We start from the raw sequence: 26623 nt of genomic DNA, 5'->3' as shown, positions 1-26623 counted from the left end.
GCCCGGCAACCGACTCCGCATCCAACAGCTCACGCTGATCCTCAGAATGCCCCTGCATCCATTAATCATCTCGAGAACCCAGCCACAAACCCCGCCACCACGCCGGATTAATTCAGCAGACTCCTAGGTGTCAGCGGGGTCCGGGCCCCAGCGGACCCGGGCCCACCGGTCCCGGCCCGACCGGACCGGGACCCACCGGACCGACCACGCCGCCAACCCCGATCGGACCCGCGGGGCCGATCACCGGGTTCGGCGGGTTGACGTACACGTTGACCGCGATGCAAGTCGCGGTGGCGGCGTCCCAGTAGGTCCCGGCCGGGCACACCGGCTCCTGCGCCTGTGCGACCACGGCCGTCGCGGTCTGAATCAGCAGCCCCGCGCCCGCCGCCGCCACGAACGCGACCACCGCCGCGCCCGACTTGATTCGCTCCGACATGGACACTCCTTGGATCAGGACGCGGTCGCACGATGCGTTTACGTCTGCGTTGATAATCAGCCTGACACGAGCAGACGTTACGGCGGTGCCTTTCCGGTGAACGGCCTGCGGGCCCACCGCTCAGCCCCGCGGTGAGACCGTGACCCGACGTACCCTGCGGGCATGACCTCGCTTCAGGACGCGTTCGCACTCGCCCGGGACGACAGCGGCCTGGCGGTGGTGGCGACGGTGCGCGCGGACCAGACGATCCAGGCCTCCCTGATCAACGCCGGACCGCTGCCGCATCCCGCGACCGGCGAGCCGGTCCTCGGATTCGTCACCTACGGGCGCGTGAAACTGATGAACCTGCGGTCGCGGCCGCAGATCGCGGTCACGTTCCGCCGCGGTTGGCACTGGGCCACCGTCGAGGGCACGGCCGAACTGGCCGGCCCGGACGATCCGCAGCCGTGGCTCGGTAGCGGCGACACCCTTCCGCGGCTGCTGCGGGACATCTTCACTGCTGCGGGCGGAACCCACGACGACTGGGACACCTACGACCGCACGATGCGCGAGCAGCGCCGCACGGCCGTGCTTGTCACCCCGACCAGGATCTACGGCAACGGGTGAGAAGGACGACACGTGCGGCGCCCGCACGGACATTGCGCGTCACACGCTGCCGCCGAGCGGGCAGAAACGCCGCAGCGCGTAGTGCGCCACCTCTTTCGAAGCCCGCACCACGCGCTGCGAACAGGTAGTACTCGCGGAACGCTCAGCCCTTCTGGGCCGACAGCTTGCGGTACTCCAGCACCGTGTCGATGATCCCGTAATCCTTGGCCGCCTCCGCGGTCAGGATCTTGTCGCGGTCGGTGTCCTTGCGGATCACGTCGGCGGGCTTGCCGGTGTGACGCGAAAGGGTCTCCTCCATCAAAGTCCGCATCCGCTCGATCTCGGCGGCCTGGATCTCCAGGTCGGAGAACTGGCCCTGGATCACCCCACCGAGAGCGGGCTGGTGGATCAGCACCCGCGCGTTGGGCAGCGCCATCCGCTTGCCCGGGGTGCCGGCGGCCAGCAGCACCGCCGCCGCGGACGCGGCCTGGCCCAGGCACACCGTCTGGATGTCGGCACGCACGTACTGCATGGTGTCGTAGATCGCCATCAGGCTGGTGAAGGAACCGCCGGGCGAGTTGATGTACATGGTGATGTCGCGGTCGGGATCCAGCGACTCCAGGACCAGCAGCTGGGCCATGATGTCGTTGGCCGAGGCGTCGTCGACCTGCACGCCGAGGAAGATGATGCGTTCCTCGAACAGCTTGTTGTACGGGTTGGACTCCTTGACGCCGAAGCTCGAGTGCTCGATGAACGACGGCAGGATGTAGCGGGCCTGCGGTTGCACGCGTGGGTCCAGGGCGGGGTGGATAGACGAAGGGGTGTTGTCGGTCATTTGTCGAGTCCTGCTCCCGGTCCGTCGCCGTTGATGGTCACGCTGGTGATGATGTGGTCGACGAATCCATACTCGAGGGCTTCCTGAGCGGTGAACCAGCGGTCGCGATCGGAGTCGGCCTCGATGCGTTCGATGGTCTGTCCGGTGAACTCGGCGTTCAGCCGGAACATCTCTTTCTTGATGCTGGCGAACTGCTCGGCCTGGATCGCGATGTCCGCCGCGCCGCCGGTGATCCCGCCGAGCGGCTGGTGCATCAGGATGCGGGCGTGCGGCAGTGCGTAGCGCTTGCCCTTGGTGCCCGCGGCGAGCAGGAACTCGCCCATCGAGGCGGCCATACCCATCGCGTAGGTGGCCACGTCGCACGGGGCCAGCACCATGGTGTCGTAGATCGCCATGCCGGCGCTGATGGAGCCACCGGGCGAGTTGATGTAGAGGTGGATGTCCTTGGTCGGATCCTCGGCCGACAGCAGGAGGATCTGCGCGCAGAGCCGATTGGCGATGTCATCGTCGACCTGTGAGCCCAGGAAGATGATGCGCTCGGCCAGCAACCGCTCATACACCGAGTCGACAAGGTTGAGGCCCGACGAGGCGCCACGCATGTCAGTCACGACTGGATACCTGCTTTCTTTGTCTACTTCCGACGCGGTGACCGGTCTTACGAACGACACTAACGAACCCGCGCCGACGGGGAGTCCCCAGACGGCACGCGTTCGCTCACAGCATCACTTGGAGTCGTCGGCCTGTTCATCGGATTCGGGGGCGGCGGCGGGCTCGCCGGACGCGTCCGCGTCGTCCTGCGTGTCATCCGCACCGGCAGCCTCGGCCTGCTCACCGGAAGGCCCGAAGAACTCCGCGGTGTCGATCTCGGTGCCGTCGGTGTCGGTGACGGTGGCGCCGTGCACGACCGCCGCGACGGTCAGCCCGCGGCGCACGTCGGCGAACATCGCGGGCAGCTGGTTGTTCTGCTGCAGCATCTGCAGCAGCTGCTGAGGCTCCAGACCGTACTGGCGCGACATCAGCACCAGGCGCTCGGTGAGGTCGTTCTGCCCCACCTGGATCTCCAGCTTGTCGGCGATGGCGTCCATCAGCAGCTGGGTCTTGATTGCCTTCTCGGCGTTGGCCCGGTTGTCGGCGTCGAACTCCTCGCGGCTGCTGCCCTGCTCCTTGAGGGTCTCGGCGAACTTGTCCTCGTCATGGTCGAGGCCGTGGATCGCGTTGTGCAGCGTGTCGTCGACCTGGGCCTGCACGACGGCCTCGGGCAGCGGGATCTCGGTCTGCTCGAGCAGCACCTCGATGGCCTTGTCGCGGATCGCCTCGGCCTGCTGGACCCGCTTGATCCGGCTGACCTTCTCCTTCAGGTCGGCGCGCAGCTCGTCGACGGTGTCGAATTCGCTTGCCAGTTGGGCGAAGTCGTCGTCGACCTCGGGCAGCTCCCGCACCTTCACCGACCGCAGGGTGACGGTGACCTCGGCTTCCTGGCCGGCGTGCTCCCCCGCGACCAGCGTGGTGGTGAAGGTCTTGGACTCGTCGACGTTCAGCCCGATGATGGCCTCGTCGAGACCCTCGATCAGCTGCCCGGAGCCGATCTCATGGGACAGCCCCTCGGTCTGGGCCTCGGGAACGTCCTTGCCGTCGACGGTCGCCGACAGGTCGATCGAGACGAAGTCGCCGTCCTCGGCGGGCCGGTCGACCCCGGTCAGGGTCCCGAAGCGCTTCTGCAGCGAGTCGATCTCGGCGTCGACGTCCTCATCGGCGACAGTGACCGGGTCGACGGTGATCTTCAGCGCCTCAAGGTCGGGCAGTTCGATCTCGGGCCGGACGTCGACCTCGGCGGTGAACACCAGCTCCTCGTTGTCCTCGAGCTTGGTCACCTCGATCTCGGGCTGGCCGATCGGCTGCAGCGACTCCGCGGTGATGGCCTCGCTGTAGCGGGCGGGCAGCGCGTCGTTGACGACCTGCTCCAGGACAGCGCCGCGGCCGACACGGGCTTCGAGCAGCTTGCGCGGCGCCTTGCCGGGACGGAACCCGGGAAGCCGGACCTGCTTGGCCAGCTGCTTGAACGCGCGGTCGATGTCCGGTTCGAGCTCTGTGAAGGGCACCTCCACGTTGATGCGAACCCGGGTGGGGCTCAACTTCTCGACGGTGCTCTTCACGTTGGTACTCCTCTTATTGCTTCTACTGTGGGTGGTCGTGCTGTCGGGGGGCACTGCTGGTCGGGGTGACAGGATTTGAACCTGCGGCCTTCCGCTCCCAAAGCGGATGCGCTACCAAGCTGCGCTACACCCCGGTCGCTGCTGCGCACGCCTGCGCGCGGCATCAGACCACCGGCGATCCTACGGCCTGGCCGCGCCGATGCCTCAATTGGATTTGAGTTAGGCGGGCCCGGTACCATTTGCCGGTACTGTCACGAAGTGCAGCACACGCGGGCGTAGCTCAATGGTAGAGCCCTAGTCTTCCAAACTAGCTACGCGGGTTCGATTCCCGTCGCCCGCTCCAACAGAGGACCAGCGGCGATCCCGTCGAACAATCGTTCGGCGGCTCGCGCTGTCCCGGATAGGGCCAAACGAGTCGTCTAGATTTCCGCAAGATCGTCTCCGGCCTCAACGCCCGCAAGAACCAGGTTCGGCCAGTTCACGGCTCGGCGAGGTCCTGCAAATAGGAGCGCGGCAGCTCGGAGCTGAGGTCGTGCCACTCCTTGGCCACCACGGCGTCACGGACCGTGTTGAGCACTGCGCGCGCGTGTGCGCGAGCGATGTCGTCAGGCACGCCCTCGCGTTCGGCGATCCGATGGACGAACTCCTCGAGCGGCATCTTGTGTGCGCGTCCGCCGCCGAGCTTCTTCCCGCGCTCCAGTACGGGGCGGAACTCCGGCGGCAGCTCCTTGGTGAGATCGTCCACCTCGCCGCCGGCTATCCGCTCGGCGAGCGTCTCGAGGACGGCCTCCGTTGCGCGCGCGGCGGTTTCACGGTCGAACCCGCCCCGGTCCGCAACCCACTGTAAGAACTCGTCGACCGGCATCGGGACTGCCGAACGGCGGGTGCCCGCCAGCAGCGGCGCGAAGTCTGCGGGCAGTTCGCGGATGAGGGTTTCCCAGGCGTCGGCGCTGACCGCTCGGCTGAGCGCCAGCAGCGCAGCATGGGCGTATCTGCGCGCTGTGTCGGCATCCGTCCCCGTTTGCTGGGCCACCCTGGCCACGAATTCGTCCGCGTCGAACAGCTCGCGGGGCGCTTTGGGCGACAGCCACGTCCGCACGCCTTCGGGCGCCTGCACCTGGACTTTGTGCAGTGCGCCGGGTGTCACCCGCTGCGCGAGCGTCACCAACGTTGAGCGCGCGACCGTCTGCGCGGTCTCTCGGTCGACTCCGGCCTCGCGTTCGATGATCGAGAAGAAGCGGTCGTTTTCCATAACACACGGTCACCCGCAAGGCACGTCCACCACACGGTGCCCACGGGTCGGAAACGGAGCGGCGCCCTCACCACGCCAGGTTCAATTGGCGGTCCTTCGAATTAGTGCTCGCGCACCGCAGCCGCCGGTGTTTCGCTCTTCACACCGCACCGATCCGCGTCGCGAAATGTTCCGATTTCGGCGCGTATTTCGCGCGCCGGCGGGTAGCACGTCGCGCAGCCATCGCCGCCTTCCGGAGGGAGATCGATGAAGCTCGTCGAGACCGATTTCCGCCTGGGCTCACTTTTCCCCGGCTGGGAGGTGGCGGACCTGCTCGCTTTGGGCGACGTGCTCAGAGTCGACGCGGCCGCCGGAGACGTCATCTTCCGCGAACGTGACACCGACGACCGGTTGTTCCTGCTCGGACACGGCCGGGTCCGGATCGGGCTCGACGGCCGCGACGGCCGGGAATGCACGTTCAGCGTGCTCGGACCGGGCGAGGTGTTCGGCGAGGAGTCGGTGTTCGATCCCGGTCCCCGGGGTTTGTGCGCCAGCGCGGTCACCGACATTCATGCGCTGTCGCTGGGACGCCGGACGGCGCTGTCCGTCATCCTTGCGGACCCGCAGATCGCCAACGGGTTCCTGCGTCTGCTGGCCCGGCGGATGCGCAGGACCCACGGCAGCATCACCGACGCGGTGTACGCCGACGTCACCGCGCGGGTCGCCAAACAGCTGCTCGGACTCGCGCAACGGTTCGGCGTCCAAGAGGACGGGGCGATGCGAGTGCCGATGGACCTGACCCAACAGCAATTCGCCCATCTGGTGGGTACCTCCCGCGAATCGGTGAACAAGGCGCTCTGCCACTTCGCCGAGCGCGGTTGGATCACCATCGGCGCCGACAGCATCCTCATCCGGGAGTCCGAACCACTGGCCGTCCGTATGTACGGGGCACGCCGTCCCGGCCGGGCCACCGCACCGAGCGTGCTTCGCTGACACGGGAATGTGATGAACATCGACGTCACGTTCATAGGGACCGCCACCACGCTGATCCGCTGCGGCTCGATCACGATCCTGACCGACCCGAATTTCCTGCACCAGGGCCAGCACGCCTACCTGGGCTACGGGTTGTGGTCCAAGCGGCTCAAACCCCCGGCGCTGCAGGTCGATCAGCTACCCGCACTGGACGCGGTCGTTCTCTCACACATGCACGGGGACCACTGGGACCGCGTCGCCGAACGCCACCTGGACCATGACCTACCCGTCTTCACCACCCACGACGCGGCAAAGCGCCTGCGGCACCGCGGTTTCGGCGACGCGGTGGGATTGTCGACGTGGGACAGCTCGGTGATCGCCAACGGTTCTGAGCGGCTTACGTTCACCTCACTACCCGGCCGGCACGCACCGACCCCGATCAATCGCCTGCTGCCGCCGGTGATGGGCACGATGCTGACCTTCGAGACTGACGGCACGACCCGGCATCTGTACCTGTCCGGAGACACCCTGCTGATCGACGAACTCGACGAGATCCCGGTGCGGTTCCAGTCCGTCGACGCGGGGGTGCTGCATCTCGGCGGCACCAAACTCCCAGCCGGGAACCGGTTACCGTTCGGGTTGACGGTGACGATGGACGGCCGCCAGGGCGCCGAGATGGTCAGGCGGCTGGACCTGCCGCGGGTGATACCGGTCCACTTCGACGACTATGGCGTATTCGCCTCGCCGCGAACAGATTTCACTGCGGCGATGGCCGAGCTGGGGATGGCCGGCCGGGTGATCGAAATCGAGCGCGGCCAGACCGTATCGATCTGACCGCAACCCGACGGGCCCTCGTGTCGTCGTGGGCGTTATCCGCACCGGAGGGCGTCGCCGATCCGGAAAGCGCGGGAAGCAGCAAAGTGAGGTCGCTGCTGCACGGACTCCATGACCGCTTCACCGAGGTCGCGCATTCCGGGTCGCAGTCCATCTGGCAGGTGATGCCGCCCGGCCGGTCGTGAGGTCCGGTGTGTATTCGGCGCACCGCCGAACCGGCCCGGCGTCGACGTCGCCGCACACTGCCCGCGCGCCGTCTGCGACCTGGAGTGTTCGTATTCTGTCGGTACGCTGTGAGCCATGAATGGCGTACTGCTCGTGCTCATCGTCTTGGTCGTCGCGGCGATCGCGCTGGCCGTCTACGCGACGTCGAAGTCGACCCAGAAGCGGAACGCCGCGACGCTGGCCGACGCGAAGGCCGACGCCCGTCGGGTGATCGAGCGCCTCGGCGGGCAGGTGTTCGCGCTGACGGGCACCGACGACGCCTCCAAGCAGGCGCTGGCCGATGCCTCAGAGCGGTACACGGCCGCGTCGTCGCAGATCGACCAGGCCTCCAGCGCACGTCAGGCCGAGTTGGCCAAGGAGAGCGCGATGGAGGGTCTGTACTACGTGCGTGCGGCGCGCACGGCGATGGGGATGGATCCCGGCCCTGAGCTGGAATCCCTGGCCGGGCAGCGCACCGCGGGCACCGTCACCGAAGATCGCCGCGTGCAGTTCGAGGGTCGCGAGATCGAGGCGTCACCGACGCCCTCGCAGCGCACCCCGAACTACTACCCCGGTGGCCGGGTCGCTGGGCGACCGGTGCCGGCCGGTTGGTACTCCGAGCCGTGGTGGAAGCCGGCGTTGGTGGCCGGCGCCTGGGGTCTGGGGTCGGCGCTGCTGTTCAGCAGCCTGTTCTCGGGCATGGCGGGTGTCGGATACGACGCGCAGGCCTTCGAGAGCGGCTACGGCGACGGGTTCCAGGACGGCCTCGATCAGGGCCAGCTCGACGGCGGCGACGCCGGAGGCGGCGACTGGGGCGGGGGTGGCTGGGACTCCGGTGGTGGCGGCGACTGGGGCGGTGGCGACTGGGGCGGGGGCGATTTCGGCGGGTTCGACTTCTAGAACCGGCTCTCCAGCCGCGCCGACACCCCGGCCTCCTGCAGGTCGAGCCGTTCGAGCATGGTCCGCACCGCCTCCTCGTCGATGTGGCCGGCGTCTCGCTCATCGATGAGAGCGGCGCGTTGGGCAGCCAGCACGTCGCGGTAGAGCTGGGCGAACACCTCGGCGCGCAACGTGTTGGCTGCCGGGTCCGGCATCTCGTCGGCGTCCTGCGAGTGCCGCGCCACGATGCCGCGGATCTCGGCGAGCACCCGGGGGTCGAGCCCGGCGGGCGGATTGGCACGGAACTCGGCGAGCACCGCGTCCGCGGCGCGGTGCACCACCTGCTCGGCCTTCTCGGTTTCAGCATGCGTGTAGGTTTGGTCGGCGTCGACCGACAGGTCGAGCCGTCGGATCAGCAGCGGCAGCGTCCAGCCTTGCAGCAACAGCGTGCCGACGCTCACCACGAACGCGACGGCCTGAATCGTGGCGCGCTCGGGGAACGGTTCACCGGCGGCGGTCGTCGCCGGGATGGCTGCGGCCGCGGCCAGCGTCACCACCCCGCGCATGCCCGTCCAGGACACCACGACGTTCTCCTGCCAGCTCAACGGCCGGTTGTCGATCCGCGACCGCCACTTGGCCGGCTGTTTGCGGCGGGAGCCCAACGCTCCCCGGGCGCCGTCGGGAATCGGTACGCTCAGCCGCCGTTCCACCTGGCGTGCCAGCACTCCCCTGCCGAACATCGCGAACACCGACAGCGGCCGGATCACCAGCACGATGAGCAACACCACCCCCGAGGCGACCGCGACCTGCGCCAGCGACTCGTGGGCGTCCCGCAGGTCTTCGAGCACGAACCGCAGATGCAGACCGATGTAGGCGAACACGAACGCCTCGAGCAGCACGTCCACCGAATTCCACACGTACCGCTCCTGCAGCCGGGTCTGGTAGCCGGCGTCCACGGTGCCGGACCCGACGATGAAACCGGCGACCACCACCGCGAGCACGCCGGAGGCGTGCATCTCCTCGGCCACGATGAACGCCGCGAACGGCACCATCAAACCCTGCACGGTCTCCAGCGCGGGGTTGGCCAGCCGCCGGCGGATCCACAACGTCACATATCCCAGTGCCGCGCCGACCGCCGGGCCGACCACAGCGCTGTAGCCGAAAAGCAGCAGCGGGTTCTCGATGAATGTGTGGCTGCCGGCGACGTGCGCGACCGCCACCGAGAACAACGCCAGCGCGGCCGCGTCGTTGATCAGGCTCTCCCCGGTCAGGATCGTCATCACCCGTTTGGGCAGACCGAGTTTGCGGCCGACCGCGACGGCAGTGACGGCGTCGGGCGGCGCGACCACCGCGCCGAGCACGAGCGCGGTCGCGAACGTCAGCGGGACCACCACCAGCCAGGAGGACACCGCCGCGACCGTGAACGCGGTCACGACGACCAGTCCGACGCCCAGACCGAGAATCGGCTTGATGTTGCGCAGGAAGCTCGGGAACGAGAAGTTCAGCGCCGCGGAGTACAGCAGCGGCGGCAGCACCACGGTCAGCAGGATGTGCGAGTCCAGTTCGGGCGCTTCGAATCCGGGTACGAACGACACCGCGATGCCGACCACGACGATGATGAGTGCGGGTTCGAGTCCGCGCCGGTGCGCCATCGCGGTCACCACGATCGCACCCACCACAACCAGGATCAGTTCCACGCGCAGATTCTCCCGGCTGACTCGCGGGATCGCCCGCCGAGGCGCGCCGCTACGCCTGACAGGTGGGGCACCAGAACAGGTTGCGGCCTTCGAGCTCGACGGTGCGCACCGGGGTCGCGCACACTCGGCACGGCTCACCGGCCCGTCGGTAGACGTAGGTGCGCGGGCGGCCCTCCCGGTAGGACGGTGCGCCGTGGTCGTGCTCAGGGCGCACCACGACGATTTTGCCGCGCCGCACCCCGACCTTCATCAGCGCGACGAGATCGGTCCACACGTCGGCGAACTCGTCGGCCGTGATGGTCGTGCCGGGCCGGAACGGGTCGATGCGGTGCCGGAACAACAGCTCGCTACGGTAGACGTTGCCGACCCCGGCGATCACCCCCTGATCCATCAATAACGCCCCGATCGGCCTGCGCGACTTACTGATTCGACGCCACGCCAGGGCGGGGTCGGCGTCCGGGCGCAGCGGGTCGGGACCGAGCCTGGCCACCACGTCGGCAACCTCGGGTTCCTCGATCACTTCACACACCGTCGGACCGCGCAGGTCGGTGCCGCACTCCGCACCGAGCATCCGCATGCGTACCTGCCCCACCGGTAACGGCTGGGTCCGGTCGTCGGGCACCGGCCACTCGGTGAAGGCGCCGTAGAGGCCGAGGTGGACGTGCACGACGCGTCCGCCCTCGTAGTGGTGGAACAGATGCTTGCCCCAGGCGCTCGCCTTCTTGAACACCCGGCCGTTGACCGCGGCGGCGCCGTCGGCGAAGCGGCCCTGAGGGCTGGACACGATCACCGGCGCGCGGCCGAACCGACGCTGGTGCTGCCGCGCCAAGCGGTGCAGCGTGTGTCCCTCGGGCATCGGCTACTCGCCGGGCACCGGCGGTGCGACGTGTGTCTTCTCGTACTCGGCAAGCATGTCGATGCGGCGCTGGTGCCGCGGGGCCTCCGACCAGGCCGTGGCCAGGAACGCGTCGACGATCGCGAGCGCTTCTTCGGTCGAGTGCATCCGGCCGCCGATGCCGATCAGTTGGGCGTTGTTGTGCTCGCGGGCCAGCGCCGCGGTCTCGGTGCTCCACGCCAGCGCACAGCGCGCGCCGGGAACCTTGTTCGCCGCAATCTGCTCACCGTTACCGGACCCGCCGAGCACGATGCCGAGGCTGCCCGGGTCGGCCACCGTCTTCTCGGCCGCAGCGATACAGAACGCCGGGTAGTCGTCGTCGGCGTCGTAGGTGAACGCGCCGCAGTCCACGGGCTCGTGCCCGGCCGCTTTGAGGTGCGCGACGATGGCCTGCTTGAGTTCGTATCCGGCGTGGTCGGCCCCGAGGTAGACGCGCATGGCGGACACCCTACCTCCCGGTTATGCCGCTCCAGCCCGACTGTCGGCTCAGCCGACTCCAGCCCGACGGTCGGCTCAGCCGACGGTGATGGCGTCGAGTCGTTCCCTGATGAAGTCCGCCGCCGTCACCGGTTCCAGTCCGGACACCCGGCCGACCGGCGGCGCCAGCGGAGCGACGAGCGCGTCGTGGTTGGCCTCGTAGAAGTAGATCAACGACACCAGGTCCTCTTCGGGGGCGTGCGGCTGCGGCGGCAGTACCCGGTGCCGGCCGGAGAGCCAGCGCCGCCCGCTCCAATACTCCAGCAGGTCACCGATGTTCACCGTCAGCGCGTTCGGATCGTAGGGAGCGTCCTCCCAGCCGGCCTCGTCGGAGTACACCTGCAGACCGCCGGCGCCGGGCTCACGGTCGAGAATCGTCACGGTGCCGAAGTCGGTGTGCGGCCCGATGCGGAACTGACCGGGTTCGGGCTCGCCGACCACGCTCGCCGGCGGGTAATGGTTGATGTTCATCGTCCAGGTCGGCGTGCTGGCCAGCTCGGCGAACGGATTCACCGTCATCTTCAGCGCGTGGGCGCACAGCGCCAGCAGCTCATCGGCCAGGCGCCGCATCTGCGCGGTGTACTCGGCGACCAACCCATGCAGTGCCGGCACCTCGGCGGGCCAGACGTTCGGCGCGAACCAGACGCGGTCGACCTCCGCGTCACCGGTCGCGGAGTCCGCGCCGACACTGAAGCTCTCCTTCAGATCCGGCGGCGTCTCGGTTCCCTCCGCGTAGCCGTTGGCCTCCGCGCCCGGCCCGATCCAGCCGCGGCCGCCGACCGGCACCGAGTACCGCGCCTTCGCCTCGGGCGGCAACGCGAAGAACTCGCGAGCCGCGACACGCACGTCCCGCGCCAGCGACGGGTCGACGCCGTGACCGCGTACCAGAATGAAGCCCGCCCGCTGCAGGCTCGCGTCGAGCTCGGCGGCGACGTCATCGGCAGCCGGCCCGCCGGCCCGCCAGCACGAGAGATCCAGTGTGGCAATGACACTCATCTGCTGTTCCGCTCCTCGCGTGCTCATTCGCCGATGTCCTCGGCCCACAGCTCCGGGTTGGCCGCGACGAAGTCCCGCATCATGGTCACGCAGCGTTGGTCGTCGACGATCGTGACGTCCACGCCGTTCTCGGCGAGCCAGTCGTGCCCGCCGGTGAAGGTCCGGCTCTCCCCGATCACGACGGCGCCGATGTTGAACTGGCGCACCAAACCGCAGCAGTACCAGCACGGCGACAGTGTGGTCACCATGATTGTCCGGCGGTACCCGCGCTGCCGGCCCGCGTTGCGGAACGCGTCGGTCTCGGCGTGGATGGACGGGTCGTCTGATTGCACCCGCCGGTTGTGACCGGCGCCCAGCAGGGTTCCGTCCACCGAGAACAGCGCGGCGCCGATCGGTATACCGCCTTCGGCCAAGCCTTTTCGCGCTTCGGCTACGGCGACGTCGAGCATTTGCTGGGCGGTGAGCACACCGTGTGGGCGCTGATCCTGGTTCGGCACGGCACCAAGTATGCGGCTCGGGGTGGTCGGTTCAGCCGCAAACACCGCTATACGGTCACCCCGCCGGCGCCGGTCCGCAACCGGACGCAACAGAGCCGAAACAAAGCGGCGGGGTCAGTCGAACTCAGGCCTCTCAGTTCGGGTGCGCTTGAGTTCCCAGAAGTGCGGATAGGCGGCGAAGATCACCGACGCATCCCACAGCTTGCCGGCTTCTTCACCGCGCGGGATGCGCGAGAGCACCGGACCGAAGAACGCGACGCCGTTGACGTGGATGGTCGGGGTGCCGACGTCCGGTCCCACGGCGTCCATGCCGGCGTGGTGGCTCTCGCGCAGCGCCTGGTCGTAGAACGTCGACGTGGCGGCCTCGGCGAGTTCGGCGGGCAGTCCGACTTCGTCAAGCGATTCCGCGATGACCCGGGCGAAGTCCGGGTCGGAATCCCGGTAGCCCAGATTGTGGATACGGGTGCCCATCGCGGTGTACAGCGGGCTGAGGATCTCTGGGCCCTTGGCCTGCTCCGCGGCGATCGCGACCCGCACGGGCCCCCAGGCCTTCTGCATCGCCTCGCGGTACTCCTCGGGCACCTCCTTGCCCTCGTTGAGCACGGCCAGGCTCATCACATGGAAGTTGATGTCGATGTCGCGCACCTTCTCGACCTCCAGCACCCAGCGGGATGTGATCCAGGCCCACGGGCACAGCGGGTCGAACCAGAAATCGGCACGAGACTTCTCTGACATGTGCGGTCCTCTCTTCTGCATACAGCTGTGACGGACGTCCGTTGAGCACAACCCGCGACGCGCGTCCCGTCTTCCCCGGATGAGGCTAGTGTTGTCGAGCGTGGCACTTCCTAATCTGACTCGCGACCAGGCCGCCGAGCGCGCCGCATTGGTGACCGTCGACAGCTATCGCATCGACCTCGATCTGACCGACGGTGCGGACAAGCCCGGAGAGCGCACCTTCCGGTCGGTGACGACAGTCGAGTTCGAGGCCCTCCCCGGCGCCGACACCTTCATCGACCTTGCCGCCGCGACAGTGCGCAGCGCCACGCTCAACGGCTCCGATATCGACGTTTCCGGATATGACGAGTCCACCGGGATACCACTGACGGGACTCGCCAAGCACAATGTGCTCACCGTCGATGCGGACTGCAGCTACTCGAACACCGGGGAGGGATTGCACCGTTTCGTGGACCCGGTCGATGACGAGGTGTACCTGTATTCACAGTTCGAAACCGCCGATGCCAAGCGGATGTTCGCGTGTTTCGATCAGCCCGATCTGAAGGCCGCTTTCGACGTCACCGTCGTCGCGCCCGCGCACTGGGAAGTGATCTCCAACGGCGCCACCGCCGCCGTCGAGGACCTCGACTCCGGCGCCAAACGTCACACGTTCAGGGCCACGCCCCGGATGAGCACCTACCTGGTGGCGCTCATCGCCGGACCCTACGCCCGCTGGGACGACCAATATTCCGACGACCACGGGGACATCCCGCTGGGCATCTTCTGCCGCAGGTCGCTGGCCGATTACATGGACGCCGAGCGGCTGTTCACCGAGACCAAGCAGGGATTCGGCTTCTACCACAAGAACTTCGGCGTCCCGTACGCGTTCGGCAAATACGACCAGCTGTTCGTCCCGGAGTTCAACGCCGGCGCGATGGAGAACGCCGGGGCGGTGACCTTCCTGGAGGACTACGTGTTCCGCAGCAAGGTCACCCGCGCGTCCTACGAGCGCAGAGCAGAGACCGTGCTGCACGAGATGGCCCACATGTGGTTCGGCGACCTGGTCACCATGCGGTGGTGGGACGACCTGTGGCTCAATGAGTCCTTCGCGACGTTCGCGTCGGTGCTCTGCCAGGCCGAGGCCACCGAGTACACGCAAGCCTGGACGACGTTCGCCAACGTGGAGAAGTCCTGGGCCTACCGACAGGACCAGCTGCCCTCGACCCATCCGGTGGCCGCCGACATCCCGGACCTGCACGCCGTGGAGGTCAACTTCGACGGCATCACCTACGCCAAGGGCGCCAGCGTGCTCAAGCAGCTCGTCGCCTATGTCGGGCTCGACGCGTTCCTGGCCGGGTTGCGCGACTACTTCCGCGACCACGCGTTCGGCAACGCGACGTTCGGCGACCTGCTCGGCGCGTTGGAGAAGTCGTCGGGACGCGACCTGTCGGGCTGGGGCAGGCAGTGGCTGAAGACCACCGGGCTCAACACGCTTCGCCCGGAGTTCGACGTCGACGCCGACGGCACGTTCACCCGGTTCGCGATCGCTCAGGGCGGCGCCAAACCGGGTGCCGGGGAGACCCGCGTGCACCGGCTCGCGGTCGGCATCTACGACGACGACGCCTTCGGCAAGCTGGTCCGGGTGCACCGCGAGGAGCTCGACGTCGAGGACGCGACCACCGAAGTGCCTGCACTGCAGGGTGTTTCGCGGGGCAAGCTGATCCTGGTCAACGACGACGACCTGACGTACTGCTCAGCGCGGCTGGACCCCGAATCGCTGCAGACGGTGCTGACCCGCATCGCCGACATCGCCGATCCGCTCCCCCGCACCCTGGCCTGGTCGGCGGCGTGGGAGATGACCCGTGACGCCGAACTGCGGGCCCGCGACTTCGTCGCGCTGGTGATCAGCGGACTGCACGCCGAGTCCGAGGTCGGCGTCGCGCAGCGCCTGCTGTTGCAGGCGCAGACGGCGCTGGGTTCCTACGCCGACCCGGCCTGGGCGGCCGAGAACGGCTGGCCGGCGTTCGGGGATGCGCTGCTGGACCTCGCCCGCGAATCCGCACCGGGGTCGGACCATCAGCTCGCGTTCGTCAACGCGCTGTGCACGTCGGTGCTGTCCCCGAACCACGTCGCGGTGCTGTCCACCCTGCTCGACAACGAGCCCGCCGCGGTCAATCTGGCCGGCCTGGTGCTCGACACCGATCTGCGGTGGCGCGTGGTGACCGCGCTGGCGCGTGCCGGCGTGATCGACGCCGACGGTCCGCAGACGCCGTTCATCGACGCCGAAGCCGCCAACGACCCCACGGCGGCCGGACGCCGCCAGGCCGCGGCGGCGTCGGCGGCGCGGCCCCAAGCGGCGGTCAAGGATGCGGCGTGGGAACAGGTCGTCGAGGACGACACGCTGGCCAACATCACCGCGCGCGCGATCATCGGCGGTTTCGTCCAGCCCGGCCAGGGCGAGGTGCTGGCGCCGTTCCGGGAGCGGTACTTCGGGGCGATCTCCGGAGTCTGGCAACGCCGATCCAGTGAGGTGGCGCAGACCGTGGTGGTCGGGCTGTACCCGTCGTGGGAGATCAGCCAGGACGCGCTGGACGCCGCCGACCGGTTCCTGTCCGATCCTGAGGTGCCGCCGGCGCTGCGCCGGCTCGTTCTGGAAGGCCGCGCCGGCGTCGAACGTTCACTGAAGGCCCGCCGGTTCGACGTGAGCTGACTGCCTCGACACGCACGCTGGTTCTGGCGCGAGCGTGCGAGTCTGCAGCCGACACGCCGATGGCGCAGCCGAGTTCGCGCACGCTCGCGCCTCATGCTCGTGGGGTGGTGGTGAACAACAGTCGGCGGGCGCGCGCAGCGCGCCGTCGCAAGCGCCGAGTCGCCGCCGTCGTCAACGACCTCACCGACGCGCAGTGGGAAGCGATCAAGGCGGCGTGGGACGGCTGCGCCTACTGCGGCAAGACCACGGGCACGATGCAGCGCGACTGCGTCATGGCCATCTCGCGCGGGGGCCGCTACACCCTGGACAACGTGGTGCCGGCCTGCGCGGCGTGCAACGCCAGCAAATGCAACGACGAGGTGACCGGCTGGCTGCGGCGCAAACGGCTCGACGAACGACTGTTCCTCGAACGCTACGTGCGGATCCGTTCCGAGCTTCTGTCGGCTCATCACGAAACCGCCCTCACGGTAGCTACCGAGACCCGGCACCTACCGTAAGGGCGGTTTCGCGAAACGTCAGCGGGGCGAGACCCCGGCCGAGAGCACGCGGACAGCGCTGATCAGGCCGTCGATCAGGTTGCCCTCTTTGAACGATGCGGCGGCTGCGGACACCCCGAGCGGAGCGGCCTCCTCGATGCCGCGGCCCCTGACCTCCGAGCCGTAGACGACCTCGATGGCCCGCTGATCCGGGGAGACCGCGAGCAGCACGGCGTTGTTCGGGGTGGGCACCCGGGCGAGGATCTCGCGGGCGGTGGCCGCTGTGTCGGCGCCCAGGTCGCCGATGTACACGGCGAACCGCGCCTTGGCCGCACGCGACCCGAACTTCAGCGCGTTGTCGAGGACCACCAGGTCCTTGGTCGGGAACGGGTACTGCACCGACAGGGCGCCGGGCTCGGTGACCGCCGAGATCCGTCCACTGGCGGTGATGGCCGACCCGTACGGCAGTTCAGCTACCTCGAGCGCGCCCGCCCTGGTCACTTCACCACTTGCCACTTGCGCCACCTCCGATCGTCAGGTGCGAACCGTGGCCGTGGCCGTGGTCCGCCGGTTCCTCGGCCGCCCACAAGATGGGCTCGTGTGTCCACTTCTCGGACATGTCGAACGTCGCGGCATGCGGGCCCTTCTTGGTGAAGATGAACAGCGACAGAAGCCCGGCCAGCGCCAGCGGGACCACTACGAAGCTTGCATGCGCAAGAGCTGTTGAGTTCACGCGCAAACCGTATCCCACGGCCCGTTCAGGCCGCTCCCTCACCCAGGTATCTGACCCAGGCCGGGTGGAGTTCCTTGACGCTGGACAGCAGCCGCCAGTGCTGTCCCTTGGGCGGCAGCGGCGTGGTGTGCAGCGCCCAGCCCAGCTCGCTGAGCAGGCGGTCGGCTTTGCGGTGGTTGCACGCTGAGCATGCCGCCACGCAGTTCTCCCAGGAATGTGCGCCGCCGCGGCTACGCGGAATCACATGGTCGACGGTGTCGGCCTTCGCGCCGCAGTACGCGCAGCGGAAGCGATCGCGGTGCATCAGCGCCGCCCGGGTCATCGGGATGCGAGCCCGGTAGGGCACCCGCACGTAGGTGCGCAGCCGGATCACCGTCGGGATGACGATCGAGCGCGTCGCCGAGTGGATGACCGGGCCCACCGGATCGTCGTGGACGACGTCGGCCTTGTCGCACATCAACATGACCACCGCCCGGCGCAGCGGTAGGGCGGTGAGAGGCTCGTAGGTCGAGTTCAGCAGCAGCACCCGCCGGCGACCCCACAGCGACGCGTCATGGGGCGCGTGGTGGGAGATGTCGGCGGCGGGGGCGACGCTGTGCAGGGCGCGCGAGGCAGCGACCGATGTCGACCCGGATGAGCCCGCCGCGGCCCGGTGATGCCGGTGGCCGCGTCCGTTCTTACGCTGCGCCATACGTCCTCCGTCGGACAGTCCACCACGGATCCCGCCCGATCGCACGGCAATTCTGCAGGTGTTCGCTGGTCAGTCGATGAACATCGCGTGACCGGACGGCCGCCACCCGTGCTGACGCGGCCGGATCTCGGCGATGGCCCACAATGGAGGAGATGGACGCGCAGAGCAAGCAGCAGTCGTTCTACGACGCGGTGGGCGGGCACGACACGTTCCGCACCCTGGTGTCGCGGTTCTACCAACTCGTCCGCGAGGACGAGATCCTGCGGCCGTTATATCCCGAGGACGACCTCGACGGCGCCGAGGAGCGCCTGCGCATGTTCCTCGAGCAGTACTGGGGCGGGCCGCGCACCTACTCCGATCAGCGCGGTCACCCGCGGTTGCGAATGCGCCACGCACCGTTTCGGATCGGGTATCTGGAACGCGACGCCTGGTTGCGCTGCATGCACACCGCGGTGGCCGAGATCGACGCCGCCACCCTCGACGACGCGCACCGGCGGGAACTGATCGGTTACCTGGAGATGGCCGCCGATTCGATGGTCAACTCGCCGTTCTGAGGAATCCGGCCGTCCTGGCGGGTTCCGGCTGCCCGGCTCAGCTCAACACCACCGCCGGGTCGCCGCGGCGGCGGTACACGCTGCCGAACCGGGCATCGATGCGCAGCCACGCCGCCGTCGCCCGCACCCGCACCACCTCATCGGCACCGACCGACTCCGGGGCGAACCGGTCGCGCGCCGGGGCCTGCGGCAGGAATCCCATCGCCGTCAGTGCGAACACACAACGCATCGGTACCCCCGCACTGCCCAGGGTTGACGACACCGCCAGGACCTCCTGATCGAGCAGCGACGGCGGCGGGCCGTGCGCACCCGAGTGCTCCTTGGCCAGACTGGTCCCCCGCTGCGCCAGGTCGAGCATGACGTGGGCGGGTACGTCGTCGAGATGGACAAAGCCGGTGTCGGGCGGCAGCGCGCCGCACCAGGCGGAGTCCATCGCGAAACCGGGGTCGACGTACCCGTCGGCCGCGGCCGCGGCCAGGCCGCACCGCAGCGCGTCGGCGCTGGCGCACAAGTCGGCTGGTGCGGTCCGGCCCGCCACGACCCGGCCGGCGAGCACATCGAAGCCGGTCGGCGCCCAGGCGACCACGGCGTCGGCGTCGCGGCGGCGCAGCCGGATCACGGCGGCCTCGTCGAGCCGCAGCACCCGTTCGGCGAACCGCGCCAGGTCCTCCCGCTGCGCGGCCTGCGCCAGCCACAGTCCCCGCTCGGCGACGGTCATCGCATCCAGCCGCGCAGATACTTGCGCTGCGCCTCGGAAAGCCGTTGCAGCCGCTGCTCTTCGATGTGCACCGCCGCGAGCTGGGTGTCGGCGACCACCGCCGGACGTGACTCGGGCGACGCCCCTACCGAGCGCACCTCGTAGCCGATCGTGAAGTCGACCGCCCGTACCCGTTTGGCGAACATCGTGACCTGAAGTGGTGAGTCGATCAGCCGCAGCTGCGCCTTGTAGGAGATGTTCACCTCGGCGATCAGCAGCCCGATCGTGGTGATCTCGTCGCCGAAAGGCTCACGCAGGAAAGGGATTCTGGCTTCCTCAAGGATGGTGACCATGGTGGCGTGGTTGATGTGCTGGTACATGTCGATGTCCGACCACCGCACGTGCACCGGCGCCGTGAAGCCGTGTCGATCCGTCACCCACTCGATCCTGTTCCGCTCGTCCTTGTCATGCTTCGAATCTGTCGCGCCGCGACCGACAACGTGGCCAGGTCGTGCTCACCGCTCTCGTACAGTTCGGCCAGAGTGCGCCTGGCCCGGCTGATGCGCGAGCTGTTGGTCATCTCCCATTCGGCGATCTTCTCGGGGCCGCTCTCGTCGGGCTCACCCACAGCCAGCACATCGAAGCACAGCGCCCGAAGCGAACCGTAGATGTCGTCGCGAATCGCCAACCGCGCCAACGAATGCCACCGGTCGTTGCGGGAGAGTCGTGACACCGCGGTCAGCAGCCCGTCGGTGCCGAGGTGGTCCATCAGCGCGAAATAGGTGTCGGCGACCTCGGCCGCGTCGCGGTCGACGATGTCGGCGATGTCGATCACGTCGAGCAGGCTGAACTGGTACAGCCCCGAGGCCACCATGTAGGCGACGTCATCGGGGACGCCCTGTGAGCTGAACTCAGCGGCCTCCTTGGCGACGATCGCCTTGTCATCCCCGCGCAGCCACTCCGGCATCCACGGTGTCAGAGCCCTGACCTTCTCGGCGAACCGGTTGATCTCGGCGCCGACGGCCAGCGGCTGCGGCCGGTAGTTCAGCAGCCACCGCGCGGCGCGGTCGATGAGCCGGCGCAGGTCGAGCGTCATCCTGTCGGTGACCGCCACCGACGCGCCGTTGAGACCGGCCTCCCGGATCTGGCGCCACACCCGGCCGACCCCGAAGATGGCGTCGACGGCGACGAAGCTGCGGATCGCATCGACGGGCGCCACCCCGACGTCCTCGGTGACGCGGTAGGCATACGAGATGCCCGCCGTGTCGACGACGTCGTTGACCAGCATGGTGGTGACGATCTCGCGGCGCAGCTGGTGGGTCCGGATCTCGGGGCCGAACTGGTCGCGCAGCGTGACCGGGAAATAGGACGGCAACCGGGAGGCGAACACCTCCTGGTCGGGCAAATCCCCGTCGAGCAGGTCGGCCTTCAGCGCCAATTTCACGTGGGCCATCAGCGTCGCCAGTTCCGGCGAGGTCAATCCCATTCCGGCGTCGGTGCGTCGCCGGATCTCCTTCTCCGACGGCAGCGCCTCCAGCTCCCGGTTCAGCCCCCGTTCGGCGGCGAGGTCCTTGATCATCCGGGCGTGCACGTTCAGCAGGCTGGCCGCGTTGGCTCTGCTGGTGCCGAGTAGGTCGTTCTGACTCTCGTTGTCGGCCAACACGAGTCGGCCCACCTCGTCGGTCATCGACAGCAGCAGGTCGGTGCGGTCCTGCGCGGCGACCTTCCCCGCGGTGACCAGCGAGTCGATCAGGATCTTGATGTTGACCTCGTGGTCAGAACAGTCCACGCCCGCGGAGTTGTCCAGCGCGTCGGTGTTGATGCGCCCGCCACACAGGTCGAACTCCGTGCGACCCAGCGGGGTCACGCCGAGGTTGCCCCCTTCACCGATCACCTTGGCGCGCACCTGATTGCCGTTGACGCGCACCGCATCGTTGGCACGGTCGCCGACGTCGGCGTCGGCTTCGGTCTCGGCCTTGATGTAGGTGCCGATACCGCCGTTCCACAGCAGATCTGCCGGCGCCTTGAGGATCGCCTTCATCAGCGCCGGCGGAGTGAGCTCAGTGGCGTCGTCGCCGAGTCCGAGCGCGGCCCGCGCCTGCGGGCTGATCGTGATCGACTTCTGCTGCCGGCTGTACACGCCGCCACCCTCGCTGATCAGCGACTTGTCGTAGTCGTCCCAGCTGGACCGCGGCAGGTCGAACAGGCGCTTGCGCTCCTCCCACGACGACGCGGCGTCGGGGTCCGGATCGATGAAGATGTGCCGGTGGTCGAACGCGGCCAGCAGCCGGATGTGCTTGGACAGCAACATCCCGTTGCCGAACACGTCGCCGCTCATGTCGCCGACGCCGACGACGGTGAAGTCCTCGGACTGGGTGTCCACGCCCATCTCACGGAAGTGGCGCTTGACCGATTCCCAGGCTCCCCTGGCGGTGATGCCCATCGCCTTGTGGTCGTAGCCGACCGAACCACCCGAGGCGAAGGCGTCCCCCAGCCAGAAGCCGTAGGATTTCGCGACGTCGTTGGCGATGTCGGAGAACGTGGCGGTGCCCTTGTCGGCCGCGACGACGAGGTACGCGTCGTCACCGTCACGGCGGACGACATCGGAGGGCGCGACGATGTCACCGCTGATTTTGTCGACGTTGTCGGTGATGTCCAGCAGGCCGGCGATGAACAGCCGGTAGCAGGCCACTCCCTCGTCCCGGGTGGCCTCGCGGTCGGCAGCGGCCTCACCGGTGGGCGCCGGCGGGTGTTTGACGACGAAACCGCCCTTGGCGCCGACCGGCACGATGACGGCGTTCTTCACCGCCTGGGCCTTCACCAGACCGAGGATCTCGGTGCGGAAGTCCTCGCGGCGGTCCGACCAGCGCAGCCCGCCGCGGGCGACGTACCCGAACCGCAGGTGCACACCCTCGACCCGGGGTGAGTACACGAAGATCTCGAATTTCGGCCGGGGCAAGGGTAATTCGTCGATGAGTTCGGGATTCACCTTGAACGACAACACGTTCTGCGCACGCGCCGACTCCGCACGCGTGATGAAGTAGTTCGTGCGCAGGGTGGCCTGGATCATCGACGCGAACGCCCGCAGCACGCGGTCGGTGTCGAGGCTGACCAGGGCGTCGATGTCGGCGGCGACGGCCGCGGCGGCGGCCTGCGCGTCGCGGTTGGCCCCGCCCGAGTTCTGCTCGACGGGGCGGAACAGCGCCTCGAAGAGCTCGATGAGCGAACGGGCGGTGCCTGCGTTGTCGTTGAGCACCGATTCGACATGGCCCTGGCTGTAGGCGAACCCGGCCTGTTTGAGGTATTTGGCGTACGCGCGCAGCACCGACACCTGCCGCCAGGTGAGCCCCGCGCGCAGCACCAGCTCGTTGAACCGGTCGATCTCGGCATGGCCGTGCCAGATGGCGGTGACGGCGTCGGCGAATCGCTGCGCGTAGGCCTCGCGCTGCTCCCCCGACGGGGCTTCGGGGACACCACGGTGCGGCCTCACCTTGAACTGGTAGATCCAGACCGGCAGACCGTCGGGCCGGGTCACCGTGAACGGCCGCTCTTCGAGCACGACCACACCCATCGACTGCAGCATCGGCAGCAGACGGCTCAGCGAGGCCGACCGCCCGCCGAGATACCAGTTCAGGTGGGACACCCCGGGTTCGGTGCTGTCGTCGCCGTCGGTCAGTACCAACTTGACCGAATCATCCTGCAGCTCTTCGATGATCGCGATGTCGGCGAGCGCGTGGGTGGGCTCGACCGCTTGCTTGTACACCTCGGAGAACGCCGACGCGTAGTGCTCCGCAGTCGCGTGATCGACCTCGGAACCGGCGGCGACAGCCCCCATCAGCCGGTCGCCCCACGTGCGGGCCGCCTCGGTGAGCAGGTCCTGGATCCGCGACTCGTTGGCCTCGGAGACGTCGACGTCCTGCTGTCGGGTGCCCTCGGGTAGCCGCACGGTGAAATGCACGACAGCCCAGGGTGACTCGCTGACCCTGGCGGCGTAGTCGATGCTGACGCCCCCGAGCTCGCGCACCAGGATGTCCTGCATGTCCAGCCGCACGGCGGTGGTGTACCGATCGCGCGGCAGGTACACCAGACACGACACGAAGTGGGCGAGCGGGTCCACGCGCAGGAACAGCAGCGTGCGACGCCTCGATCCCAGATCCACCACCGCCATCGCCATGTCGAGCAGACCTCGGGCGGTGAGGGCGAACAGTTCCGCACGCGGGATGGTCTGGATGATGTCGAGCAGAAGCTGTCCCGGATTACCGGGGTCACGATGGGCCATCGCCAGCGCGTCGTTGACCCGCCGGGACACCAGCGGGATCTCCAACACGTTGGCGTTCATCGCCGCGACCGTGAACATTCCGATGAACCGGTGCTCGATGGCCGCGGTGTCGTCGGCACCATTGTCGGCGGACTGCTCGCGCACCACCACGAGCTGCGGATACGCGCCGTAGCGCAGGAAGCTCGGGATGGTGGCCTGCGCCAGCGTCAGCAGTTCGTCCTTGTTGGTCAGCGGCGGCAACACGTCCTGGCGCAGCCGCAGCACCCCTAGTCGGCTGGAGGCGTCGACGGTGGCCTCCCCGTCTCTGACCGGGCAGCGTTGGTAGCCCAGCAGCACGAAATGCCCGTCGGCCAGCCAGCGCAACAACGCCGCCACATCCTTGCGGTCGGGGCTCGGGAACCGCCGTCCGGAGTCACCGTCCAGCTCGGCGGCGAGCACGCGCAGCGCCGCGACCATGTCGGAGGAATCACGCGCTACCTGCCTGGCGTCGGCGAGCACGCCGGGCAGCAGTTCCTCGGCCTCGGCCAGCGCCCGCCGGTCGACCGAGCCGGCGAGCTGCACGTGGACCCACACCTCGTCCACTCCGTCGCCGAACGTCGCCTCCGATGACGGCACGATGTCCAGCAATTCGCCACCGCTGCCCCGGCGGACCCGGAACACCGGGTACATGATCGCGGTGTAGGCGACCCCGATGCGGTGCAGCAGCACCGTGATCGAGTCCATCAGCATGCTCGCGTTGTCGGTGACCACCTGCAGCGCGGGCCCGAACCCACCCTCGGCGTCCGCGGCGTGGACGGCGACGCGGGTGGCGCCGGGCGACCGTTGGGCACCGAGCCGGTATTGCGCCGCGACCAGCGCCGGACCGGCGAGCGTGTCGGCACCCGGACGCCGTAGCGGACCCGTGACGGCCCCTTCGGCGCCGGGGGCACCGCCGTGCGGGCCGCGGTAGGTCGCCAGGTAGCAAGGGAGCAACCGATCGATGACCTCAGCCGGGACCACCGGGTCGCCCTGGCCGGCCGAACTGTTGATTGCACCTGGATTCAACGACATTCGCCGCTCCTGACTCGCACGCGCACCAGCCGCCGTTGGCTGTAACCGGGTGCCGTGGGCTCGGTTGGTGTTGCTCCTCGCGTCCGCACCCGGTTACCTGGTCCGCACGACGAGACTATCCCCGAGTCAGCTTCCTGTGGGTGACCCGATGAGGACGGGCCGCCTCGGCGCCCAGCCGTTCGATCTTGTTCTCCTCGTAGGCGCCGAAGTTGCCCTCGAACCAGAACCACTTGGCCTCGTTGTCGTCGTCGTCACCTTCCCACGCGAGAATGTGCGTGCAGGTGCGATCCAGGAACCAGCGGTCGTGGGAGATCACCACGGCGCAGCCCGGGAAGTTCTCCAGCGCGTTCTCCAGCGAACTCAACGTCTCCACATCGAGATCGTTGGTGGGCTCGTCGAGCAGAATCAGGTTGCCGCCCTCTTTGAGGGTCAGCGCCAGGTTCAGCCGGTTGCGCTCGCCTCCGGAAAGCACCCCGGCCGGCTTCTGCTGATCCGGACCCTTGAACCCGAACGCCGATACGTAGGCCCGCGACGGGATCTCGTTCTGGCCGACCTCGATGTAATCCAGCCCGTCGGAGACGACCTGCCAGACGGTCTTGTTCGGGTCGATGCCCGCGCGGCTCTGGTCGACGTAGCTCAGCTTCACGGTGTCACCGACCTTCACGGTGCCGCTGTCGGGTTGTTCGAGACCGACGATTGTCTTGAACAACGTGGTCTTGCCGACACCGTTGGGGCCGATCACACCGACGATGCCGTTGCGCGGCAGCGTGAACGACAGGTCCTTGATCAGCGGGCGACCGCTGAAACCCTTGTCGAGGTGGTCGACCTCGACCACGACGTTGCCCAGCCGGGGCGGCGTCGGGATCTGGATCTCCTCGAAGTCGAGCTTGCGCGTCTTCTCGGCCTCCGCGGCCATCTCCTCATACCGCTGCAGACGGGCCTTGTTCTTGGCCTGCCGGGCCTTGGCGCCCGAACGGACCCAGGCCAGCTCGTCCTTGAGCCGCTTCTGCAGCTTCTGGTCCTTCTTGCCCTGGACCTCCAGCCGCTCTGCCTTCTTCTCCAGGTAGGTCGAATAGTTGCCCTCGTACGGGTAGGCCCGGCCCCGGTCGAGTTCGAGGATCCACTCGGCGACGTTGTCCAGGAAGTACCGGTCGTGGGTGACGGCCAGGATGGCGCCCTTGTAGCTGGCCAGGTGCTGCTCCAGCCACAGCACGCTCTCCGCGTCCAGGTGGTTGGTGGGCTCGTCGAGCAGCAGCAGGTCGGGCTTGGACAGCAGCAGCTTGCACAGCGCCACGCGGCGCCGTTCACCACCGGAAAGGTGGGTGACCGGCTCGTCGGGCGGCGGGCAGCGCAGCGCGTCCATCGCCTGCTCGAGCTGGCTGTCGATGTCCCAGGCGTCGGCGGCGTCGAGCTCCTCCTGAAGCTTGCCCATCTCGTCCATCAGCTCGTCGGTGTAGTCGGTGGCCATCAGTTCGGCCACCTCGTTGTACCGGTTGAGCTTGGCCTTGATGGCCACGCCGTCCTCGACGTTCTCGCGGACGGTCTTGGTCTCGTCGAGCTTGGGCTCCTGCATCAGGATGCCGACGCTCGCGCCGGGAGCCAGGTACGCATCGCCGTTGTTGGGCTGGTCCAAGCCGGCCATGATCCGCAAGACGCTCGACTTACCGGCCCCGTTGGGTCCGACGACGCCGATCTTCGCGCCCGGAAGGAAGTTCAGCGTGACGTCGTCAAGGATGACCTTGTCGCCGTGCGCCTTGCGGACCTTCCGCATCGTGTAGATGAATTCGGCCATTGCCTTCGATGTGCCTTTCTCGATCCCGGTACTCGCTGGGCGGGATCATCTCGGACTGCGCGATAGTCGGGCCCCATCCTAGGCGTGGCCGCAGCGGCGGCGTTGGCCGCTAGGAGTCTGCTGAATTAGTGGGTTGATGGGGCGGGGCGTCTCAAGCGCTCGTCGGCGCGTGTGTGAAGTCACAGGCAGGCCGACAGATTCGGGATTGCCCCGCCGTTTGGGGCGTGGCAATCCGA

25 protein-coding genes and 2 tRNA genes are annotated in these 26623 nt (G+C 68.2%); 8 read left to right on the top strand and 19 right to left on the bottom strand.

What is annotated here, in order from left to right; translation table 11 throughout:
- Positions 1 to 130: 130 nt before the first annotated feature.
- Positions 131 to 436: a hypothetical protein gene (locus ACXMYJ_RS25230; RefSeq protein ID WP_460359162.1), complete on the bottom strand. Its 306-nt coding sequence runs from the start codon at positions 434 to 436 to the stop codon at positions 131 to 133.
- A 162-nt stretch (positions 437 to 598) separates the two neighbouring features.
- Between ACXMYJ_RS25230 and ACXMYJ_RS25225 the strand changes: the two genes are divergently transcribed.
- Positions 599 to 1042 carry a TIGR03618 family F420-dependent PPOX class oxidoreductase gene (locus ACXMYJ_RS25225; RefSeq protein ID WP_260754295.1) on the top strand — a complete coding sequence of 148 codons (444 nt, stop codon included), beginning with the start codon at positions 599 to 601 and terminating at the stop codon, positions 1040 to 1042.
- A 142-nt stretch (positions 1043 to 1184) separates the two neighbouring features.
- Here ACXMYJ_RS25225 and clpP2 read toward each other — a convergent pair whose 3' ends face one another.
- The 4 genes from clpP2 to ACXMYJ_RS25205 all read right to left on the bottom strand — a co-directional run bounded on the left by clpP2 (position 1185) and on the right by ACXMYJ_RS25205 (position 4143).
- On the bottom strand, positions 1185 to 1856 hold the full coding sequence (gene clpP2 / locus ACXMYJ_RS25220; RefSeq protein ID WP_260754298.1) for an ATP-dependent CLP protease proteolytic subunit ClpP2: 672 nt from the start codon (positions 1854 to 1856) through the stop codon (positions 1185 to 1187).
- Positions 1853 to 2524: an ATP-dependent Clp protease proteolytic subunit gene (locus ACXMYJ_RS25215; RefSeq protein WP_396884586.1), complete on the bottom strand. Its 672-nt coding sequence runs from the start codon at positions 2522 to 2524 to the stop codon at positions 1853 to 1855. The genes clpP2 and ACXMYJ_RS25215 overlap by 4 nt, the downstream gene beginning before the upstream one ends.
- A 54-nt stretch (positions 2525 to 2578) precedes the next feature.
- Positions 2579 to 4009, bottom strand: a complete 1431-nt coding sequence (gene tig, locus ACXMYJ_RS25210; RefSeq protein ID WP_260754300.1) for a trigger factor — start codon at positions 4007 to 4009, stop codon at positions 2579 to 2581.
- Between the two features lie 57 nt (positions 4010 to 4066).
- Positions 4067 to 4143 (bottom strand) — tRNA-Pro (locus tag ACXMYJ_RS25205).
- A 135-nt stretch (positions 4144 to 4278) separates the two neighbouring features.
- Here ACXMYJ_RS25205 and ACXMYJ_RS25200 point away from each other — a divergent pair.
- A tRNA-Gly gene (locus ACXMYJ_RS25200) sits at positions 4279 to 4352 on the top strand.
- 135 nt (positions 4353 to 4487) lie between these two features.
- Here ACXMYJ_RS25200 and ACXMYJ_RS25195 read toward each other — a convergent pair.
- Positions 4488 to 5261, bottom strand: a complete 774-nt coding sequence (locus ACXMYJ_RS25195; RefSeq protein ID WP_443189505.1) for a DUF2267 domain-containing protein — start codon at positions 5259 to 5261, stop codon at positions 4488 to 4490.
- Positions 5262 to 5507: 246 nt separating this feature from the next.
- Here ACXMYJ_RS25195 and ACXMYJ_RS25190 point away from each other — a divergent pair, with 246 nt between their 5' ends.
- The 3 genes from ACXMYJ_RS25190 to ACXMYJ_RS25180 all read left to right on the top strand — a co-directional run bounded on the left by ACXMYJ_RS25190 (position 5508) and on the right by ACXMYJ_RS25180 (position 8150).
- The gene (locus tag ACXMYJ_RS25190) at positions 5508 to 6233 is read left to right on the top strand and encodes a Crp/Fnr family transcriptional regulator (RefSeq protein WP_460359161.1); all 726 of its coding nucleotides are present in this window, start codon (positions 5508 to 5510) and stop codon (positions 6231 to 6233) included.
- A 12-nt stretch (positions 6234 to 6245) separates the two neighbouring features.
- Positions 6246 to 7046: an MBL fold metallo-hydrolase gene (locus ACXMYJ_RS25185; RefSeq protein ID WP_460359160.1), complete on the top strand. Its 801-nt coding sequence runs from the start codon at positions 6246 to 6248 to the stop codon at positions 7044 to 7046.
- A gap of 300 nt (positions 7047 to 7346) precedes the next feature.
- Complete coding sequence (locus ACXMYJ_RS25180; RefSeq protein WP_443189502.1) at positions 7347 to 8150, top strand: DUF1542 domain-containing protein; 804 nt, start codon at positions 7347 to 7349, stop codon at positions 8148 to 8150.
- Here ACXMYJ_RS25180 and ACXMYJ_RS25175 read toward each other — a convergent pair.
- From ACXMYJ_RS25175 to ACXMYJ_RS25150, 6 genes are all read right to left on the bottom strand, one after another.
- A complete protein-coding gene (locus ACXMYJ_RS25175; RefSeq protein WP_260754336.1) occupies positions 8147 to 9826 on the bottom strand; it encodes a cation:proton antiporter in 1680 nt (559 codons plus the stop codon). The genes ACXMYJ_RS25180 and ACXMYJ_RS25175 overlap by 4 nt on opposite strands.
- 49 nt (positions 9827 to 9875) lie before the next feature.
- Positions 9876 to 10682, bottom strand: coding sequence for an Fpg/Nei family DNA glycosylase (locus tag ACXMYJ_RS25170; protein ID WP_460359159.1), 807 nt, complete (start codon positions 10680 to 10682; stop codon positions 9876 to 9878).
- A 3-nt stretch (positions 10683 to 10685) separates the two neighbouring features.
- Complete coding sequence (locus ACXMYJ_RS25165; RefSeq protein ID WP_443189165.1) at positions 10686 to 11159, bottom strand: ribose-5-phosphate isomerase; 474 nt, start codon at positions 11157 to 11159, stop codon at positions 10686 to 10688.
- A 75-nt stretch (positions 11160 to 11234) separates the two neighbouring features.
- The gene (locus ACXMYJ_RS25160; RefSeq protein ID WP_460359158.1) at positions 11235 to 12194 is read right to left on the bottom strand and encodes an isopenicillin N synthase family dioxygenase; all 960 of its coding nucleotides are present in this window, start codon (positions 12192 to 12194) and stop codon (positions 11235 to 11237) included.
- 23 nt (positions 12195 to 12217) lie between these two features.
- Positions 12218 to 12643 carry a nucleoside deaminase gene (locus ACXMYJ_RS25155; RefSeq protein ID WP_443189168.1) on the bottom strand — a complete coding sequence of 142 codons (426 nt, stop codon included), beginning with the start codon at positions 12641 to 12643 and terminating at the stop codon, positions 12218 to 12220.
- A gap of 162 nt (positions 12644 to 12805) precedes the next feature.
- Positions 12806 to 13426 carry a mycothiol-dependent nitroreductase Rv2466c family protein gene (locus ACXMYJ_RS25150; RefSeq protein WP_396884588.1) on the bottom strand — a complete coding sequence of 207 codons (621 nt, stop codon included), beginning with the start codon at positions 13424 to 13426 and terminating at the stop codon, positions 12806 to 12808.
- A 100-nt stretch (positions 13427 to 13526) separates the two neighbouring features.
- On the opposite strand from ACXMYJ_RS25150, the gene pepN reads away from it, so the two are divergent.
- Positions 13527 to 16115: an aminopeptidase N gene (gene pepN / locus ACXMYJ_RS25145; protein ID WP_460359157.1), complete on the top strand. Its 2589-nt coding sequence runs from the start codon at positions 13527 to 13529 to the stop codon at positions 16113 to 16115.
- Positions 16116 to 16174: 59 nt separating this feature from the next.
- A complete protein-coding gene (locus ACXMYJ_RS25140) occupies positions 16175 to 16612 on the top strand; it encodes an HNH endonuclease (RefSeq protein ID WP_443189162.1) in 438 nt (145 codons plus the stop codon).
- An 18-nt stretch (positions 16613 to 16630) separates the two neighbouring features.
- On the opposite strand, the gene ACXMYJ_RS25135 is transcribed toward ACXMYJ_RS25140, so the two are convergent.
- The 3 genes from ACXMYJ_RS25135 to ACXMYJ_RS25125 are packed head-to-tail and all read right to left on the bottom strand — an operon-like array spanning position 16631 to position 18015.
- Entirely contained in the window at positions 16631 to 17107 is a 477-nt protein-coding gene (locus ACXMYJ_RS25135; protein ID WP_260754345.1) for a DUF5130 domain-containing protein, read from the bottom strand.
- On the bottom strand, positions 17094 to 17324 hold the full coding sequence (gene ctaJ, locus ACXMYJ_RS25130; RefSeq protein WP_260754346.1) for an aa3-type cytochrome oxidase subunit CtaJ: 231 nt from the start codon (positions 17322 to 17324) through the stop codon (positions 17094 to 17096). Before ctaJ ends, ACXMYJ_RS25135 begins: the two co-directional genes overlap by 14 nt.
- A gap of 25 nt (positions 17325 to 17349) precedes the next feature.
- Positions 17350 to 18015 carry an HNH endonuclease gene (locus ACXMYJ_RS25125; protein WP_260754348.1) on the bottom strand — a complete coding sequence of 222 codons (666 nt, stop codon included), beginning with the start codon at positions 18013 to 18015 and terminating at the stop codon, positions 17350 to 17352.
- Between the two features lie 152 nt (positions 18016 to 18167).
- Between ACXMYJ_RS25125 and ACXMYJ_RS25120 the strand changes: the two genes are divergently transcribed.
- A complete protein-coding gene (locus tag ACXMYJ_RS25120) occupies positions 18168 to 18569 on the top strand; it encodes a globin (RefSeq protein ID WP_260754351.1) in 402 nt (133 codons plus the stop codon).
- A gap of 37 nt (positions 18570 to 18606) precedes the next feature.
- On the opposite strand, the gene ACXMYJ_RS25115 is transcribed toward ACXMYJ_RS25120, so the two are convergent.
- From ACXMYJ_RS25115 to ettA, 4 genes are all read right to left on the bottom strand, one after another.
- Positions 18607 to 19287 (bottom strand): hypothetical protein, encoded by a 681-nt coding sequence (locus ACXMYJ_RS25115; RefSeq protein WP_460359156.1) that lies wholly within the window; start codon positions 19285 to 19287, stop codon positions 18607 to 18609.
- A complete protein-coding gene (locus ACXMYJ_RS25110; protein WP_260754356.1) occupies positions 19284 to 19703 on the bottom strand; it encodes an acyl-CoA thioesterase in 420 nt (139 codons plus the stop codon). The genes ACXMYJ_RS25115 and ACXMYJ_RS25110 overlap by 4 nt, the downstream gene beginning before the upstream one ends.
- Positions 19700 to 24595 carry an NAD-glutamate dehydrogenase gene (locus tag ACXMYJ_RS25105; RefSeq protein ID WP_460359155.1) on the bottom strand — a complete coding sequence of 1632 codons (4896 nt, stop codon included), beginning with the start codon at positions 24593 to 24595 and terminating at the stop codon, positions 19700 to 19702. The genes ACXMYJ_RS25110 and ACXMYJ_RS25105 overlap by 4 nt, the downstream gene beginning before the upstream one ends.
- 115 nt (positions 24596 to 24710) lie before the next feature.
- Positions 24711 to 26387: an energy-dependent translational throttle protein EttA gene (gene ettA, locus ACXMYJ_RS25100; RefSeq protein ID WP_260754359.1), complete on the bottom strand. Its 1677-nt coding sequence runs from the start codon at positions 26385 to 26387 to the stop codon at positions 24711 to 24713.
- Positions 26388 to 26623: the final 236 nt, after the last annotated feature.

Source organism: Mycobacterium sp. ZZG (assembly GCF_054786995.1).
The sequence above is the reverse complement of the archived record's forward strand: the minus strand, read 5'-3'. Positions and strand labels throughout refer to the sequence as shown.